The following is a 16,882-nucleotide window of genomic DNA, read 5'->3' on the forward strand; positions in this document are numbered from 1 at the left end:
GCCACCCGTGAAACTTCGCTGCTTTCCAGACATTTCTATCCAGGAATTAAAGCAGGCGTTAAACCGCCACCAGGCGCACGCTCGCACCTTCACCGACGCCCAGGGCTTCGGCCGCTTCCAGATCCAGGGTCACTGGCTTGCCCGGCGCGTAATCGAGCTCAAGCAACACGGCGCGGTAATCCTGCAACTGGGCGTTGGCCACCAGGTACTGACGACCGGCGCCTTTGACCGGCTCGCCGATTTTCACCGGTACTACACGGCTCTGGGCGATCGAACGGATCCCCGAGACGCGGGCATGCAACGTCGGGCCACCGTCGAAAATGTCGATGTAGTGATCGGTCTCGAAGCCTTCGCGCATCAGGATGTCGAAGGTGATCTGCGCCCGTGGATGCACCTGGCCCATCGCTTCTTGCGCGGAGTCCGGCAGCAACGGCACGTAAATCGGGTAATGCGGCATCAATTCAGCGAGGAACGTCCGGCTCTTCAGACCGCACAGGCGCTCGGCCGCGGCGTAGTTGAGGTCGAAGAAGTTGCGACCGATGGCATCCCAGAACGGCGAGTCGCCATTTTCGTCGCTGTAACCGACGATCTCGGTCACCACGGAATCGGCAAAACGCTCCGGATGGCTGGCGACGAACAGCAGACGACCACGGGAATTGAGCTCTGCCCAAGGCGAACCCACCAGCTCGCGCTGCACGTAGAAACTGGTCAGCAAGCTGTTGCCGGTCAGGTCGTGGCACTGCGAAAGCACGTGAATCTTGTTATGAATCTTCAGCTCGCGGGAGGCGTGCACGAAGGTTTCATTACGGAAGCTGTAGAACGGCTCGGAATAACCGGCGGAGGCAACGATGGCCGAACAACCGACCAATTTGCCGGTGACCGAGTCTTCGAGGACGAAGAAGTAGCTCTCTTCACCGTTGAAGCTGACCTCAGCAGAAAACGACGCTTCGCTTGCCGCGATCTTGTCGCTCAGGCGTTCAACGTCATCCGGCAAGGAAGTGACACCAATCGGGCTGTCCGCAGCCAGACGCTGTACCTCGCCCAGATCAGCCATTTGCGCGGGGCGCATCACCAGCATGGTGTCACTCCTTTCTCGTAACTCTTTTGGGGAAAATAAGCCGAACCCTTGTAGGAGCGAAGCTTGCTCGCGAAGGCGGTGTGTCAGCCGATGATGATGGTGGCTGACACGACCCCTTCGCGGGCAAGCATCGCTCCTACAGAAAAGCGGGTCCGGCATGAAAATTGGGTTCGGCGCCTGAAATGTCAGGCGTCGAAGGGTCTATCAGGCTTGCGTCAGCTTGGCCACGGCGCGTTCGAAACGATCCAGGCCCTGATCGATGTCTGCGTCTTCAACCACCAGGCTTGGCGCGAAACGCACCACGTCCGGGCCGGCCTGCAGAATCATCAGGCCTTCACGCTCGGCGGCGTTGAAGATGTCCTTGGCCTTGCCTTTCCAGGCATCGCTCAGCACACAACCAATCAACAGGCCCATACCGCGGACCTTGGTGAAGATGGCGTATTTCTCGCCGATCTGCTCCAGGCGAGCCTTGAACTTGTCGTGCTTGGCATTCACCCCGGCCAGCACCTCAGGAGTGTTGATCACGTCGATCACGGCTTCAGCGACAGCGCACGCCAGCGGGTTGCCGCCGTAGGTGGTGCCGTGAGTGCCGACGACCAGGTGTTTGGCCAGGTCTTCGGTGGTCAGCATCGCCGCGATCGGGAAACCGCCGCCCAGGCTCTTGGCGCTGGTCAGGATGTCCGGGACCACGCCGTAATGCTGGTAGGCGAACAAATGGCCGGTGCGACCCATGCCGGTCTGCACTTCGTCGAAGATCAGCAGCGCGTTGTGCGCGGTGCACAGGTCGCGGGCACCTTGCAGGTACTCAAGTTCGGCCGGGATGACACCACTTTCGCCCTGAATCGGCTCCAGCACCACGGCGCAGGTCTTGTCGGAAATGGCGGCTTTCAAAGCGGCCAGATCGTTGTACGGCACGTGGGAGATACCGGTGATCTTCGGACCGAAGCCATCGGAATACTTCGACTGGCCACCGACGTTCACGGTGAACAGGGTACGACCGTGGAAGCTGTTGAGCGCGGCGATGATTTCGTACTTCTCGCTGCCGAAACGATCGAAGCCGACGCGACGGGCCAGCTTGAAGGCGGCCTCGTTGGCTTCGGCGCCGGAGTTGCAGAAGAAGGCGCGCTCGGCAAAGGTGGCGTTGATCAGCTTATGCGCCAGGCGCAAGGCCGGCTCATTGGTGAACACGTTGGACACGTGCCACAGCTTGTTTGCCTGCTCGGTCAAGGCACCGACCAGCGCCGGGTGCGCATGGCCCAATACGTTAACGGCAATCCCGCCGGCGAAGTCGATCAGCTCGCGGCCAGACTGGTCCCAGACACGGGAACCGGCACCACGCACAGGAATGAAGGCGGCGGGCGCGTAGTTGGGAACCATTACCTGGTCGAAATCGGCGCGTTCTACCGCAGCGTGCTCAACGGACATCGGAGTCTCCTGATGAGGAACACTCGCCGGAAACTGGCGAGCGATGGGGGGATTGTAAGGACAGTTTTCAGCCCGGCCTTGCCGCCAAGCGACAACTTCTTATAGCGCAAACCCCGGTTTTCCCCGGGTTTACGGCAATGCGACATATAGGGTCGCAAAGGCGCAGTTTAAACCGCCAGCACAGGTTATAGGCAGGCTTGTGGAACGGTGCGGTAAATATGTACCGCACGGAACGAATCATCGTCTGTTTTGCTGGCGACTCATCCAAACGCTAAGGGAATAGCGCATGAGTCGACACGAAAACGATCGTCCTTCTAATGCTGCCGGCAGTGAATCTGCCACGCAGCCGGACGATCACTACCATCACCTGTTCAACAATTTGCCGGCTTGGGTTTTAGAAGCATCGTCCGGCACCCGCAGTGCCCTGAAAAACGCCAAGCTTACGAAGTCGAGCGGGCATAGCACTGCGACATCTCTGCAACACCAGTCGCTGAAAAAGCTCAGTCAGGAACACTGGACCCATCGAAATTACCTGGACGCAACGCTGTCGAAACTGCAAGGCGCACGAGCCTTTGCCGAACCACTGCTGAGCGCCGCCCTGAAAACCCGGTTTGATCTGGAACTGGACGTTAAAACCACTTTCCTGCGCCTGTACATCCCACAAACCGTGCCTTGGTTCGGGATCAAGACCGGCGCCGCGCGCACCTGGACCGTGTCGCTGCTCGACGCCGTCCTGCATAACTTTCAGGAATCGGAAACGGCGTCTGATGCTTACGAGTCCGCCTCGACGTTCATTACCGAACCGTCGCCCACAGGGCAGTTCGATACGCTGCCCGCGGTCAAACAGAAGCTTACCGTCGCGGCCTTTGCGCGGCTGTGCCGGGAACTGGATATCGGCGCCCGGTACAACACGTACCTCAAAGACAATCTGGGACTGACCAACCCGGTCGCCGGTGCGGTGGTGAGATCGAAGGTAATCAGCTCGCACAAAGCGGCACTCAAAGCTGCGCTGCAAATGGCTTATATCCGCAAGGACATTCCAGAGGATGCCCATCTCTCGATCCTGCGCATTCTGGAAGGACGTTCGGGTGCGCGACTGGATGGCCAGCCGCTGTACGGTCATGACCTGACCCTAATGTCCTCCTCTCTGACCGGGATTGTCATTTTCGCAGCGAGCCTAGAGCGCGCACGCAAGGGAACACGGATCATCGCCTACATTCCCGACGATCCAGAGCATCCGCTCAAGGAATACCCGAACACCCTGGCGTTCATGACCGAACTGACCCGAAAGCTGCGCACGTCTGCTTATCAGACGTTCTTCAGCCGCTTCGTCGAACACGAGGAAAGGGGCCATTTCTTCGCTGATCTCAACCGTCGTCTCCAGAGCGTGACCTGGCATCAACACAAGCGTGGCGACCCACTGCCGAGCTGGCGCGAAACGCCCGTCGACAGGCCCAATCTGCGGTTTTCGATGACGCCGTTCAGCGCGGACCTGTGGAATCATCTTTATCAGCGACAGCTGAACAAGATCCTCAACGATGCAAGTACGCTTGCCGTTTCCACCGCCGCTGCCGACCGAAACGCGCGATGGGCCTTGTGGGACGCCTTCAGCAAAGTGGCTTCCACACTCCTTGAAATCGCGACGTTCGTTGCATTGCCGTTCGTCCCGTTTCTCGGCGAATTGATGCTGGGCTACATGGCTTACCAGTTACTCGACGAAACCTTCGAAGGCATTGTGGATTTGGCCGAAGGGCTGAAAACAGAAGCTTTCGGGCATCTGATGACGTTTGTCGAAACAGTGGTTGAGGTGGGCACATTCGCGGTCGGCGGCGCTATCGCTGCCGGCGCCTTTAGCCGCCTGCTTTCGCGCGAAGCTGTCGCGCTGGTCGACCCGCTCAAACCCGTCGCAACGTCAGATGGGAAAACCCGCTACTGGAAGCCGGATCTCACACCTTACGAACAGGCACACAAGCTGCCCGAAGGCGCAAAACCCGATCAGCATGGCCTCTATCACCACGGGGGCAAGATGCTGCTGCCGCTGGAAGGAAAACTGTACGCCGTGAAATCCGATGGCACCTCGGGCGCGTTTCAGATTGAGCATCCGACCCGGGCCGATGCTTACCAGCCGTCTCTGCTGCATAACAATCACGGTGCCTGGCACACAGAAATGGAACAGCCGCTGAACTGGGACCGGGAAACGGTCATGCGTCGTCTCGGCCAGGGTGTCGAGTCGTTCAGCGGCGCCGAGCGCGAACAGATCCTGCGGGTCAGCGGTTTCCACGACAATGCCGTGCGCGAAATGCATGTCGAGCATTATCGCCCGCCTTCGTTGCTGACCGACACGATCAAACGCTTCAGGATCAATCGGGACATTGAAACCTTTATCGAGCAGATCGGCAGTGATCAACCCGAGCACTATCGAAAGGCTGACACGGCCCTGCAACATCAACTCCTGAGCGGTTACGACGACTGGCCTGTCGACACCCCCATGCCGACACCGCAAGCCCAAACGCCAGCCTTCAGACAACGGACCGTCGAACTCGCCCGGAACCACCAAAAATCGCTGTTCGATTTGCGTTATCGAGCAGAGGAAAAAACCAACGATCCGCGGGTTCAGCGACTGCTCGACGACGTGCCGGGGTTACCGAGCGATATCGCCCAGGAACTGGTGAGCAATGCCTGCGGCACTGAATTAAAACAGCTGCACAACGGCAGCACGCCCCAGCGACTCAAGGACGCGGCACTGAAAGCCATGGAGGCCGTGCGTGCAACCCGAGCCTGTGAAGGTTTTTATTCCGAAGCGCTGGACAACACCGACACCCACCGACTGGCCTTGCATAGCCTGAACTCACTGCCCGGTTTGCCAGCCGAGCTGCGTCTCGAAGTGAGGGATTACTCTGCCGAGGGGGCCGTGCGCGACAGCATTGGCCTGCCCAATGCGCCAATGCTAAAAACACTGGTTCGCGCTGAAGACGGGACTTACCAGGTTCACCCAGACAATGAATCGACGTCCGGTGATTTTTACCACGCCCTGTTCCAGGCGCTGCCGGATGCACAGCGCAATAAGCTGAACCCTTCGATCACAGACGCCCGGGCACTTAAACAGCGCATCGCCGAACACGCGCTGGAGCAACCGGCATTACGCACGCTGTTCGCAAAAAATCCCCGTCGAAAACCGTTTTATGACCCCACCACCATGCGCCTGCCCGGTGGTACGCAGGGTTACAGTCGAGTCAACCGCGAGACACCTACGCTCAACGATCGGGTTCGCGAGGTTTACCCCAACCTGCCTCAAGAGGAAATGCAGTCCTTTGTCCAGGCGCTGCAACTTCATCCCGATGGCGCTCGCGTAGAACTTTCACGCTTGAGCAGGGAGTTGGCCCGACTGCATAAGGATCTGCACGCGTGGGTAAATGACGCACCCACTGTTCATCCTGAAACCGGCCGCCCACTCAGCGAGCTGGATCAACAGGCCGAGAGAAACAATCGCCGATTGCTGGCTCAGGAAATCCAGCGCAGCTGGCGGCGGCAGTCCGACCGGGACTTCGACACGCCGGATGGGATTAGCCGGTACACGCTCAGGTTTGCAGAGCCGATCGTCGGTGACTTGCCATCATTGAGTGCCGATTTCAGTCACGTATCGCTGCTGTCCCTGGAAGGCAATCGTGCCGCGCAGGGTATTCCGGGTTTTCTACAGGGCTTCAGTGGACTACGCCGTCTGGAATTACGCCGCTTCTCCCTGGCCACCCTCCCCGACGCCGTTAGCCGAATGCCAGACCTTCGTGCCTTAGTGTTAAGCGATTGCGGCATCAGGGTCGACGCGGCCACGTGGTCGAAACTGACGTCATTGAACAAGCTGAGCATGCTGGACCTGTACAAGAATCCGTTTGAAACCCTGCCGCGCATCGACACGATGAGCGAGCTGGCGCATCTGGATCTGAGCGACACCCACCTGACAGAGATTCCGGCCAGCGTTCTGCAACACCCAAAGCTCGACGCCCTCCTGCTGATGAACAACCGCATCAGCGAGTTGCCTGCCGGGTTATTCGAGAGCTCGCTGTACGAAAAGCGCGGCGTACACCTCACGCACAATCCGCTTTCGATCAGGTCTCGGGAACTGATCAAGCAACACCACTTCGAGACCGCTTATGACATGGGCGTCTATGCCCCCGAGGCAGATATTGATCGCGTCAAGGCGTTGTACCCCGGCATGGAAGTCGAACAGGCCAGCGAGTTCGTGTATGAGTTGCCGGGAACGCTGGAGGATGGCCGCACCTATCTGACGCGCCTTGAGGAAGAGCTCACCCAACTGCGAAATGATCTGTCTGCCTGGACCGCCGACATTCCGGACCGGCATCCCGATACCGGCGAACTTTTCAGCGCCGACCAACTGTTTGCCGAGCAAGCCAACCGTGACGAATTCAAGCAGGCGCTTGAGAAGTGCTGGCAGCATGAGTCCGAACTGGATGATTTCAATGAATCGCTTGAGCCGACTTTCGAACTCACTGTCCGCCCGGTCATCAATGGAGAACTGCCGACCCTGAGTGCGGGCTTCAGGCATGTTTCCGCACTGGAGGTCCGCAGTGCCGATGGCGTAACGCGCATCGGGCGTTTCCTCGAGTCCTTTCCCAACCTCAAAAGCCTGAGGCTGCGCGGATGTGAACTTGGCAACATTCCCGACGCGGTGTTCAAGATGGGACGTCTGCGCTCACTGTCGCTTCCCGATTGCCGGGTCAGTCTGTCAGCAGAGACGGCAAACGCATTGGCTGGAATGGAGCAGCTTGATTACCTCGACCTGGGCTTCAACCCACTGGGGCGCACCCCTGATCTGAGTCAGACGCCGGAGCTCTCGACGATCCTGCTCAACGACACCGGCATCACGCAACTACCGGACGGTCTGTTCCAACTGACTGACCTGGACTGGGCAGACCTGAGCACGAATGCAATCACCGAGGTGCCCAGTGACCTGATGGAGCTGCCCGCTGAAACTGCAGAGAACATCACGTTGAGAGGCAACCCGTTTACCGAGGAAAGCCTGTTACGGCTGATCAGTTACTTCGAACACACAGGGGCTGACTTTGGCGTAGAAGAAGTGATCAACCGAGGTGAAATGCAGGTTTCCACCTCTGAGGGCTCCGAGATCGACGAGTAATTCAGCCGCGCTCGGACGGCACCGACGACAATTCAAATGGACTGCTGCTGCGCCGCTGGTTGCGATCTTCCCGCGGCGTGGCGCCGAAGAAGTTGCGGTAGGCGCTGGAGAAATGCGGCCCCGAGGAGAAGCCACACGACAGGCCGATCTGGATGATCGACTTGCTGGTTTGCATCAACATCTGCCGGGCCTTGTTCAGGCGCAGTTCCAGGTAGTACTGGCTCGGCACTCGGTTGAGGTATTGCTTGAAGATCCGCTCCAGCTGTCGACGGGATACGCACACGTGCTGGGCGATTTCGTCGGTGGTCAGCGGCTCTTCGATGTTGGCTTCCATCAGCAACACCGCTTGGGTGAGCTTCGGATGGCTGGAGCCCAGGCGGTTCTGCAACGGAATGCGTTGACGTTCGCCGCCCTCACGGATGCGCTCGACCACCAGTTCTTCCGACACAGCGCCGGCCAGTTCGGCACCGTGATCACGGGCCAGCACCGCCAGCAACAGATCGAGTACCGACAGGCCGCCGCACGCGGTCAGGCGATCGCGATCCCAATCGAACAGATGGCTGGTGGCGATGACTTTCGGGAAGCGCTCGGCGAAATCGTCCTGCCAACGCCAATGCACGGCAGCGCGGTAACCGTCGAGCAAACCCAATTGCGCCAACGGGTAGACACCGGCGGACAAAGCACCGATCACACAACCGGCTCGCACCAGCTGCTTCAGCGAACTGCTGAGCGCCGGCGCGAGGGTGGTCGGCGGCTCATCGGCGAGCAGAAACAGCTTCTGGAAGTTTTCGAGCTTGCCGGCCCACGGCTCACCCGGCAATTGCCAGGCGCCTTCGGTCGGCGGTTCGGCCTGCAAAAACGACAGTTCGTAGACAACGTCCGGATGCACACGCTGGGCAACACGCAAGGCCTCCTCAGCCAGCGCAAGCGTCAGTGCTTTAGTGCTGGGCCAAATCAGGAAACCAATTCGATGGGCAGTCATGGCGGGCAATCCGAAACGAAAACAGTGATGAAGGCATGGGCCAATGCTAGCCCGTAAATGAACACAAATCTCAAAACCAGCAGAGATCCCCTGTAGGAGCGAGGCTTGCCCGCGAAAGCGGTGGTTCAGACAGCAATGATGTTGACTGAACCACCGCTTTCGCGGGCAAGCCTCGCTCCTACAGGGGGTCGGGGCCAGCCTTTAGCTTGCGAAGCATGCACTATCCCGGTGCGCAACGGGAGTTCGGTTTACTTCAGGCTGCCCGAGAGGAATTGTTGCAAACGTTCAGACTGTGGATTGACCAGCACCTCACGCGGGTTGCCGCTTTCTTCGACGACACCTTTGTGCAGGAACACCAGCTGGTTCGACACTTCACGGGCGAAGCCCATTTCGTGCGTGACCACCACCATGGTCCGGCCTTCCAGCGCCAGGGACTGCATGACTTTCAGCACGTCGCCGACCAGTTCCGGGTCGAGCGCCGAGGTCGGTTCGTCGAACAGCATCACCTCAGGTTCCATCGCCAGCGCACGGGCAATCGCGACACGCTGTTGTTCGCCGCCGGACATGTGGCCCGGGTAAGCATCTTTACGATGAGCCACGCCGACCTTGTTCAGGTAGTGCTCGGCCTTCTCGCGGGCTTCGGCCTTGGACATGCCGAGTACGTGGACCGGCGCTTCCATGATGTTTTCCAGCGCGGTCATGTGCGACCACAGGTTGAAATGCTGGAACACCATCGACAGGCGCGAACGCATGCGTTGCAGCTGTTTCGGGTCGGCCGCCTTCAGCGCGCCGTCCTTGTTGGCGACCAGCTTCAACTCTTCGTTGTTGAGCAGAATCTTGCCCGCGTGTGGCTGCTCCAGCAGATTGATGCAGCGCAGGAAAGTACTTTTGCCGGAGCCACTGGAGCCGATGATGCTGATCACATCGCCAGCCGCCGCTTTCAGGGACACGCCCTTGAGCACTTCGTGACTGCCATAGCGTTTATGCAGGTCTTGGACTTCAAGTTTGTACATGCGGTCGGTTCTCACAAAAACAGTCAGTCAGTCGTTGAGCAAGCGCCCGTGACGCAGCGCTTCGCGCCCCGCCACCTTGGCCAGCCAGAAACCGGGTTGGGCATAACGCAGCCGTTCAATGGCAAACAGCACCCCGGACGTACCAGCACACACCGTGCTGACCCGATCCGATAACGGATCGATCACTTCGAAAATCTCGTCGCCGGCTTCGATCCATTCACCGGGTTTACGCAAATAACTGATCACGCCAGGGTGCGGCGCGAACAGCAATTCAGTGCCTTCGAATGGCAGGCCTTCGCACGCGTCCTGGGCAGGTTTTGGCCATTCGCCGCTGATCAAGCCTTGTTCGGCGAGGAACGCCAGAATGCCTTCGGCGTAAGCACAGGCTTCGGCGCGACCGGTATCGGCCTGACCACCTAATTCAATAGTAGTCGCCAGGCAGGCCAGGGGAATCTGCGCATCAGGAAACAGACGCGACAGTCGCAACCACGGCAGCGAACAGGCTTCGTCAAAGGAGCTGCCGCCGGAATCTTCCGCCAGCAGACCCACTTTCACATTCAGGTGCGCGGCGAGCGAACGCCACTGCGGCCAGTGCTGCGGCAAGGCGTACATGTGCAGCGCCGCTTCGCAATCGCAGTGCAGATCCAGGACGACATCGGCGGTGCAGGCATGGCTGAGCAAAATGCGCTGCATGCCTTGCAACTGACTCGCAGCCGGCGGCAACGCGGCCAGCGCATCGCTCATGGCCTGACGGATCAGCTGAATATTGGCGTGAGTATCATCGCCCAGGCGCCCTTCCAGCGCTGCGGCCACTGGCGCGCTCAGTTCGACGAAATCACGGTTGAAGTTCTTGCCGCTGCCCGCTTCGAAACGACCTTGATGGCTGCCCTGAAGCAATTGACCCAAGCCCAGCGGATTGGCCACCGGCACCAGTTCGATCACACCGTTCAGCAAGCCTTGGGCTTCGAGTTCGGTCAGGCGCTTTTTCAGCTCCCAGGCCGTGCGCATGCCCGGCAATTCATCGGCGTGCAGGCTGGCCTGGATGTAAGCCTTGCGCCCGCCACTGCGCTCCCTATTGCCGAAACAGAACACCGAAATCTGGCGTTCGCTGCCCAGGTGGCTCCACGGCAATGAATGATCGATGCGTTCCATATCAGTGCTTCCGCGGGGCCAGATAGCCCAGCCAGCGGCGCTCGGCCAGTTTGAACAGCTTCACCAGAATGAAGGTCAGGCACAGGTAGAACACACCCGCCGTGATGTACGCCTCGAACGGCAAGTAGAACTGAGCGTTGACCGTACGCGCGGCACCGGTGATGTCGATCAGGGTCACGATGGACGCCAGACTGGTGGTCTGCAGCATCATGATCACTTCGTTGCTGTACTGCGGCAGCGCCCGACGCAGGGCCGACGGCAGCAGGATGCGCTGGTACATTTTGTAGCGCGACATGCCCATCGCCTTGGCGGCTTCGATCTCGCCGTTCGGTGTAGCCCGCAAGCTGCCGGCGATGATTTCCGCGGTGTAGGCGCTGGTGTTGATCGCGAAGGCCAGGCACGCACAGAACGTCGCGCTGGACAGCCACGGCCAAAAGACGCTTTCACGCACCGCTTCGAACTGCGCCAGACCGTAGTAGATCAAAAACAGCTGCACCAGCATCGGCGTGCCGCGGATCACGTAGGTGAAGAGCCAAGCCGTCAAATTGACGACTGCATTCTTGGAGACGCGCATCAAACCCAGCGGCAAGGCGCACAGCAGGCCGAAAAACAGCGACAGCGCGAGCAATTTGAGGGTGGTCAGCAAACCGCCGAAGTACAGCGGCAAGGCCTCCCAAATGACGTTGTAGTCGAAGATCATAGATCAGCCGCCCTTACGCCTACCGAGTAGCGCTTCTCAAGGTGACGCAATGCCAGCAACGAGACACTGGTGATGACCAGGTACATCGCCGCCACTGCGAGGAAGAAGGTGAAAGGCTCGCGGGTAGCATCTGCCGCCTGCTTGGCCTTGAACATCATGTCTTGCAGACCCACCACCGAAATCAGCGCGGTGGCCTTGGTCAGTACCAGCCAATTGTTGGTGAAACCCGGAATCGCCAGGCGAATCATCTGCGGCACCAACACCCGGAAGAACACTTGAAAACTGCTCATGCCGTACGCCATGCCGGCTTCTGCCTGACCTTTCGGGATTGCCATGAAGGCGCCACGGAAGGTTTCCGACAGGTACGCACCGAAGATGAAGCCCAGGGTGCCGATACCGGCGGCCAACGGGTTCAGGTCGATGTAGTCGTCAAAACCGAGCAGCGGCGCGACACGGTTGAGCAGGTCCTGACCGCCGTAGAAAATCAGCAGAATCAGCACCAGGTCGGGAATACCGCGGATCACCGTGGAATACAGGTCGCCCAGCCAGGCCAGCCAGCGAATCGGGGACAGACGCAGCGCGACGCCGATCAGACCCAGAAAAATGGCCAAGACCATGGACGACAAGGCGAGCTGAAGCGTCAGCCATGCGCCATCGAGGATGACAGCCCCGTAGCCTTTCAACATGATTCAGGTCCTCGAAAGTTGGGATGAAAAAATGGCGCAAACCTCAGAGATCCTGTTGCTTGCGCCATTTCGGACTTGTCGCCGGGACTGTTACTTGCCGTAGATATCGAAGGCGAAGTATTTGTCCTGGATTTGCTTGTACTTGCCGTTCTCGCGAATGGCAGTGATCGCGGTGTTGATCTTGTCTTTCAGCGCGTCACCCTTGCGAACCGCGATACCCACGCCGTCGCCGAAGTATTTGACGTCGGTGAAGGCCGGGCCAACGAAGGCGAAACCTTTGCCGGCGTCGGTTTTCAGGAAACCGTCATCCAGCAGCGTAGCGTCTGCCACGGTGCCGTCGAGGCGGCCAGCGGCCACGTCGAGGTAAATTTCGTTCTGCGAACCGTACGGCTTGATCTCGGCACCCAGCGGGGCCAGGACTTCGCGGGCGAAACGCTCGTGGATCGAACCACGTTGCACGCCGATGTTCTTGCCCTTCAGTTCAGCCAGGCCTTCGCTGACTTGAGTGCCCGCCTTCATGACCAGGCGTGCCGGGGTGTTGTAGTACTTGTTGGTGAAGTCCACGGACTTCTTGCGGTCTTCAGTGATCGACATGGACGACAGGATCGCGTCGATCTTGCGCACTTTAAGCGCCGGGATCAGACCGTCGAACTCTTGCTCGACCCACACGCACTTGACCTTCATCTCTTCGCACAGGGCGTTGCCGATGTCGTAGTCGAAACCAACGATGCTGCCGTCCGGTGCTTTGGAAGCAAACGGAGGGTAAGCCGCTTCGATACCAATTTTCAGAGGCTTTTCATCGGCGAAGGTTGGCAGGGACAGCACGGACAGTGCCAGGGCGCCGATCAGCACGAGTTTCTTCATGTTGGGACTCCATCGGTAAAGGGCTAAAACGGCAGAGTGAGCGACAGCCCAATATGCGAATGAGTGGAACCGCAAAGCGATGCTGCGTCGTAGGAACCGCGCGCTTTTTTCAACGCGAGCAACAACGAGCGAGTGATCGGCATTCTAACGACAGGCCCGAAGCCGATATTTCTTCAATGCGACAACTAATTACAGAAGCACCGAGAAAGCCGCTTTAGCGCGTTGACAGCCTTGCAAATTCATGCAAGAGCAAAAGACAGTGAACCGATCTATGTTGCAAATTGCGGGCCTATTATTGGCAAACCCTTCTAATCCGGCAAGCACAGCGTTATGTCTTATTTTTTACAGGGGTCGGAGAGGCCCGGGAATGGGGCTATGCGTTTCCCAATGCCCCGTATCGGGATGGGCGGTTACACATTCAGTTACTTGAATGGGGGCGGGTAACAGTGGGAATTGGCCTACGGAAGAAGCCGATAATTATTGGGCGTTGTTTATGGGGTGTCTGACAGTTCGCCTTCGCGGGCAAGCCTCGCTCCTACGGATTGAGTCGATCAAATAATTTGTGAACAACACCAAAACCTGTAGGAGCGAGGCTTGCCCGCGAAGAGGCCAGCACTGCCCACACAAAAACATCAGGCAACAAAAAGCCCCTCCAGGCTCAACACCTGATGGGGCTTCGATGACGCCGAACGCGAATTAAGCGACGTTCATGATCTTGTGTTCATCAATCAAATGCTGCACTACACCCGGATCCGCCAGGGTGGAGATATCCCCCAACCCATCGTATTCGGCGGTAGCAATCTTGCGCAGAATCCGACGCATAATCTTGCCCGAACGGGTTTTCGGCAGCCCCGGCGCCCACTGAATCACATCCGGCGAAGCAATCGGACCAATCTCTTTACGCACCCAGTTTTTCAGTTCCAGACGCAATTGCTCGCTCGGCTCTTCGCCACCGATCAACGTGACGTAGACATAGATGCCCTGCCCCTTGATGTCGTGCGGCACGCCAACCACGGCCGCCTCGGCAACTTTCGGGTGAGCAACCATCGCGCTTTCGATCTCGGCGGTGCCCATGCGGTGGCCGGACACGTTGAGCACGTCGTCCACACGCCCGGTGATCCAGTAGTAACCGTCTTCGTCGCGACGTGCGCCGTCGCCGGTGAAGTACATGCCACGGAAGGTCTTGAAGTAGGTGTCGACGAAGCGGTCATGGTCGCCGTACAGGGTGCGCGCCTGGCCTGGCCACGAATCGAGAATCACCAGGTTGCCCTCGGCAACGCCTTCGAGGATGTTGCCCAGGTTGTCCACCAGCGCCGGCACCACGCCGAAGAACGGACGTGCCGCGGAACCCGGCTTGAGGCCATGAGCGCCCGGCAGTGGGCTCATCATGTTGCCGCCGGTTTCGGTCTGCCACCAGGTATCGACAATCGGGCAACGGGATTGGCCGACGTTCTTGTAGTACCAGTCCCACGCTTCCGGGTTGATCGGCTCACCGACCGAACCCAACAGACGCAGGCTGCTGCCATCGGCGCCTTCAACGGCGGCTTTGCCCGACGCCATCATCGCGCGGATCGCGGTTGGCGCGGTGTAGAGGATGTTGACCTTGTGCTTGTCGACGATCTTCGCCACCCGGGTGATGTCCGGATAGTTCGGCACGCCTTCGAACAGCACCGTGGTCGCGCCGTTGGCCAGCGGCCCATAGACAATATACGTGTGGCCGGTGACCCAGCCGACGTCGGCGGTGCACCAGTAGATTTCGCCCGGGCGGTAGTCGAACACGCGCTCGTGAGTCATGGCGGCGTAAAGCAGATAACCGCCGGTGGTGTGCTGCACGCCTTTAGGCTTGCCGGTGGAACCGGAGGTGTAAAGGATGAACAGCGCTTCTTCGGCGCCCATCTCTTTCGGCGCGCAGACGCTGCCCGCCACGTTCATCAGGTCTTCGTACCAGATGTCGCGATGCTGGTTCCACTTGATGTTGCCACCGGTGCGCTTGCACACGATGACTTTCTGAATGCTGCTGGTTTCCGGATTGGTCAGCGCGTCGTCGACGTTGGTCTTGAGCGGGATCTTCTTGCCGGCACGAATGCCTTCGTCAGCGGTGATCACCACTTTGGATTTGCAGTCGATGATGCGACCGGCCAGGGCTTCCGGCGAGAAACCACCGAAGACGACCGAGTGAATCGCGCCGATCCGGGTGCAAGCCAGCATGGCGACCACGGCTTCGGGAATCATCGGCATATAGATAGTCACCACGTCGCCGCGGTGTACATCCTGGCCGCGCAAGGCGTTGGCGAACTTGCAGACTTGTTCGTGCAGCTCGCGGTAGGTGATGTTGCGGCTTTCGGCAGGATCATCCCCTTCCCAAATGATCGCGACTTGATCGCCGCGCTCGGCCAGATGACGGTCGAGGCAGTTGTAGGAAACGTTCAGGGTGCCGTCGGCGAACCATTTGATGTCGACATGGTGATCGTCGAAGGAGGTCTGCTTCACCGTGGTGAAAGGCTTGATCCAGTCGAGGCGCTTGGCTTGCTCGCGCCAGAATCCGTCCGGGTTGACGACGGACTGCTGGTACATGGCTTTGTAGGTTGCCTCGTCGGTCAGCGTGTTGGCTGCTACCTCGGGACGAACGGGATACAGAGAAGCCGCACTCATCTTTCTTACCTCGGTGGAATAGTTGTTTTTGTATGACCCCAGTTGTAGCCGGGCCGGGCCTATAGAACCATTCGACGATGGTAGTAACAAGCCCCTACAAATTATCGTGATAAGCCTGGAATACGCCGTCTAAACGTACGCAACCCCCTGTAGGAGCGAGCGGTGCGGCGATCCGACTTGACCGCGAAGAACGATAACGCGGTCCACCCGAAAAACCACGTCGTCAAAACCGCAAACAAACGGTTAACACAACCTTATTCGGTGATTGTTACAGAATCTGTCAAAGGTGTTTATCAAAAGCCCACCTATATGAATGCAGACCCCACGCCTAAAATCCGTCTCGCCAACAAGGCAACGTGATTAACCAAGTTACAGCCCCCACGAAGGGCGTTAATCCAAAACTTTTAATCAAGCTCCACACGCAACCCCGAAAAGGTTGCGTGACCCCATTCGACCTCTAAAAGGTAAATCTGAAATGAAAGCTTTATTAGTTCTGGCCCTCTCCAGCCTGTGCGCAACCGCCATGGCAGACGAGGTCCCGACTGATGTCGCACAGCAAAAACCAGCCATCGAGGAATACACTTACTCCACTCACCTGGACATCGCCAAAGTTATCTCCATGAGTGAAGTCCCTAATGTGTGCGAAGTTGTTCCGGTGAAAATGGAATACGACGACTCCCAAGGTCAACGCCACATCCTGCGCTACAGCATCATGGGTAACGGCTGCACCAATGGCTGATCGAGACTGCACCGAGTCAGCCCCTTTCAGCTGATCGCTGATGGTCGATTCCAGCCCGGCTTCGGTCGGGCTCAGTTGTGTTTTGAAGCGGCGAAATCCCTTGCAAACCACAAGATGTAGTGAAAAACGCCGTTTTTGGCTGTTTTTTGAACAAATTTGATTCAGCGTCAAAATTAACGAAAAAAAATCTGTACCGGCCAAAGCCCTGTAATCCCTCGGTTTGCTCCAAAAACCATCACTTTCGGCCACTCCATGAGCCGATTCGCCGCACCACGCCGGCAAAAATTTCCTTATAATGCGGCCTTAAACGGGCCTGCAATATTCCCTTACAGGAACGAAAGCCAGTCTGAAGCCCCGCAGAAGCGTTTGTCGCTCACTGCGCCCATCAGTGGCTCTCAGAACCCCGTACAAAATTATGTTTATTTGCCTGCGTGTACCG

11 protein-coding genes are annotated in these 16,882 nt (G+C 58.5%); 2 read left to right on the forward strand and 9 right to left on the reverse strand.

Annotation, left to right across the window (positions count from 1 at the left end; translation table 11 throughout):
• Positions 1-58: 58 nt before the first annotated feature.
• On the reverse strand, positions 59-1,078 hold the full coding sequence (aruF, locus tag EYC95_RS06935; protein WP_131059690.1) for an arginine/ornithine succinyltransferase subunit alpha: 1,020 nt from the start codon (positions 1,076-1,078) through the stop codon (positions 59-61).
• A 204-nt stretch (positions 1,079-1,282) separates the two neighbouring features.
• A complete protein-coding gene (locus EYC95_RS06940; RefSeq protein ID WP_131059691.1) occupies positions 1,283-2,503 on the reverse strand; it encodes an aspartate aminotransferase family protein in 1,221 nt (406 codons plus the stop codon).
• A 286-nt stretch (positions 2,504-2,789) separates the two neighbouring features.
• On the opposite strand from EYC95_RS06940, the gene EYC95_RS06945 reads away from it, so the two are divergent.
• Positions 2,790-7,655, forward strand: coding sequence for a dermonecrotic toxin domain-containing protein (locus EYC95_RS06945; protein WP_131059692.1), 4,866 nt, complete (start codon positions 2,790-2,792; stop codon positions 7,653-7,655).
• Between the two features lies 1 nt (position 7,656).
• Here the strand turns inward: EYC95_RS06945 and argR are convergent, their stop codons facing one another.
• The 7 genes from argR to acs all read right to left on the reverse strand — a co-directional run bounded on the left by argR (position 7,657) and on the right by acs (position 15,704).
• A complete protein-coding gene (argR, locus tag EYC95_RS06950; RefSeq protein WP_131059693.1) occupies positions 7,657-8,637 on the reverse strand; it encodes a transcriptional regulator ArgR in 981 nt (326 codons plus the stop codon).
• Positions 8,638-8,885: 248 nt separating this feature from the next.
• Positions 8,886-9,650 carry an ABC transporter ATP-binding protein gene (locus tag EYC95_RS06955; RefSeq protein WP_131059694.1) on the reverse strand — a complete coding sequence of 255 codons (765 nt, stop codon included), beginning with the start codon at positions 9,648-9,650 and terminating at the stop codon, positions 8,886-8,888.
• 27 nt (positions 9,651-9,677) lie between these two features.
• Positions 9,678-10,802 carry a M14 family metallopeptidase gene (locus EYC95_RS06960; RefSeq protein ID WP_131059695.1) on the reverse strand — a complete coding sequence of 375 codons (1,125 nt, stop codon included), beginning with the start codon at positions 10,800-10,802 and terminating at the stop codon, positions 9,678-9,680.
• A 1-nt stretch (position 10,803) separates the two neighbouring features.
• Positions 10,804-11,502 carry an ABC transporter permease gene (locus tag EYC95_RS06965; RefSeq protein ID WP_131059696.1) on the reverse strand — a complete coding sequence of 233 codons (699 nt, stop codon included), beginning with the start codon at positions 11,500-11,502 and terminating at the stop codon, positions 10,804-10,806.
• A complete protein-coding gene (locus tag EYC95_RS06970; RefSeq protein ID WP_131059697.1) occupies positions 11,499-12,188 on the reverse strand; it encodes an ABC transporter permease in 690 nt (229 codons plus the stop codon). The genes EYC95_RS06965 and EYC95_RS06970 overlap by 4 nt, the downstream gene beginning before the upstream one ends.
• A gap of 90 nt (positions 12,189-12,278) precedes the next feature.
• Entirely contained in the window at positions 12,279-13,052 is a 774-nt protein-coding gene (locus EYC95_RS06975; protein WP_131059698.1) for an ABC transporter substrate-binding protein, read from the reverse strand.
• Between the two features lie 696 nt (positions 13,053-13,748).
• On the reverse strand, positions 13,749-15,704 hold the full coding sequence (acs, locus tag EYC95_RS06980) for an acetate--CoA ligase (protein ID WP_131059699.1): 1,956 nt from the start codon (positions 15,702-15,704) through the stop codon (positions 13,749-13,751).
• 475 nt (positions 15,705-16,179) lie between these two features.
• Between acs and EYC95_RS06985 the strand changes: the two genes are divergently transcribed.
• Complete coding sequence (locus tag EYC95_RS06985; protein WP_010457261.1) at positions 16,180-16,443, forward strand: DUF2790 domain-containing protein; 264 nt, start codon at positions 16,180-16,182, stop codon at positions 16,441-16,443.
• The last annotated feature ends 439 nt before the right edge of the window (positions 16,444-16,882 follow it).

Source organism: Pseudomonas sp. BGI-2 (assembly GCF_004310295.1).
Taxonomy (GTDB): domain Bacteria; phylum Pseudomonadota; class Gammaproteobacteria; order Pseudomonadales; family Pseudomonadaceae; genus Aquipseudomonas.

Coding starts and splice junctions, on each gene's coding strand:
- aruF (WP_131059690.1), bottom strand. CDS start 1,078: ATGCTGGTGATGCGCCCCGCGCAAATGGCTGATCTGGGCGAGGTACAG.
- EYC95_RS06940 (WP_131059691.1), bottom strand. CDS start 2,503: ATGTCCGTTGAGCACGCTGCGGTAGAACGCGCCGATTTCGACCAGGTA.
- EYC95_RS06945 (WP_131059692.1), top strand. CDS start 2,790: ATGAGTCGACACGAAAACGATCGTCCTTCTAATGCTGCCGGCAGTGAA.
- argR (WP_131059693.1), bottom strand. CDS start 8,637: ATGACTGCCCATCGAATTGGTTTCCTGATTTGGCCCAGCACTAAAGCA.
- EYC95_RS06955 (WP_131059694.1), bottom strand. CDS start 9,650: ATGTACAAACTTGAAGTCCAAGACCTGCATAAACGCTATGGCAGTCAC.
- EYC95_RS06960 (WP_131059695.1), bottom strand. CDS start 10,802: ATGGAACGCATCGATCATTCATTGCCGTGGAGCCACCTGGGCAGCGAA.
- EYC95_RS06965 (WP_131059696.1), bottom strand. CDS start 11,502: ATGATCTTCGACTACAACGTCATTTGGGAGGCCTTGCCGCTGTACTTC.
- EYC95_RS06970 (WP_131059697.1), bottom strand. CDS start 12,188: ATGTTGAAAGGCTACGGGGCTGTCATCCTCGATGGCGCATGGCTGACG.
- EYC95_RS06975 (WP_131059698.1), bottom strand. CDS start 13,052: ATGAAGAAACTCGTGCTGATCGGCGCCCTGGCACTGTCCGTGCTGTCC.
- acs (WP_131059699.1), bottom strand. CDS start 15,704: ATGAGTGCGGCTTCTCTGTATCCCGTTCGTCCCGAGGTAGCAGCCAAC.
- EYC95_RS06985 (WP_010457261.1), top strand. CDS start 16,180: ATGAAAGCTTTATTAGTTCTGGCCCTCTCCAGCCTGTGCGCAACCGCC.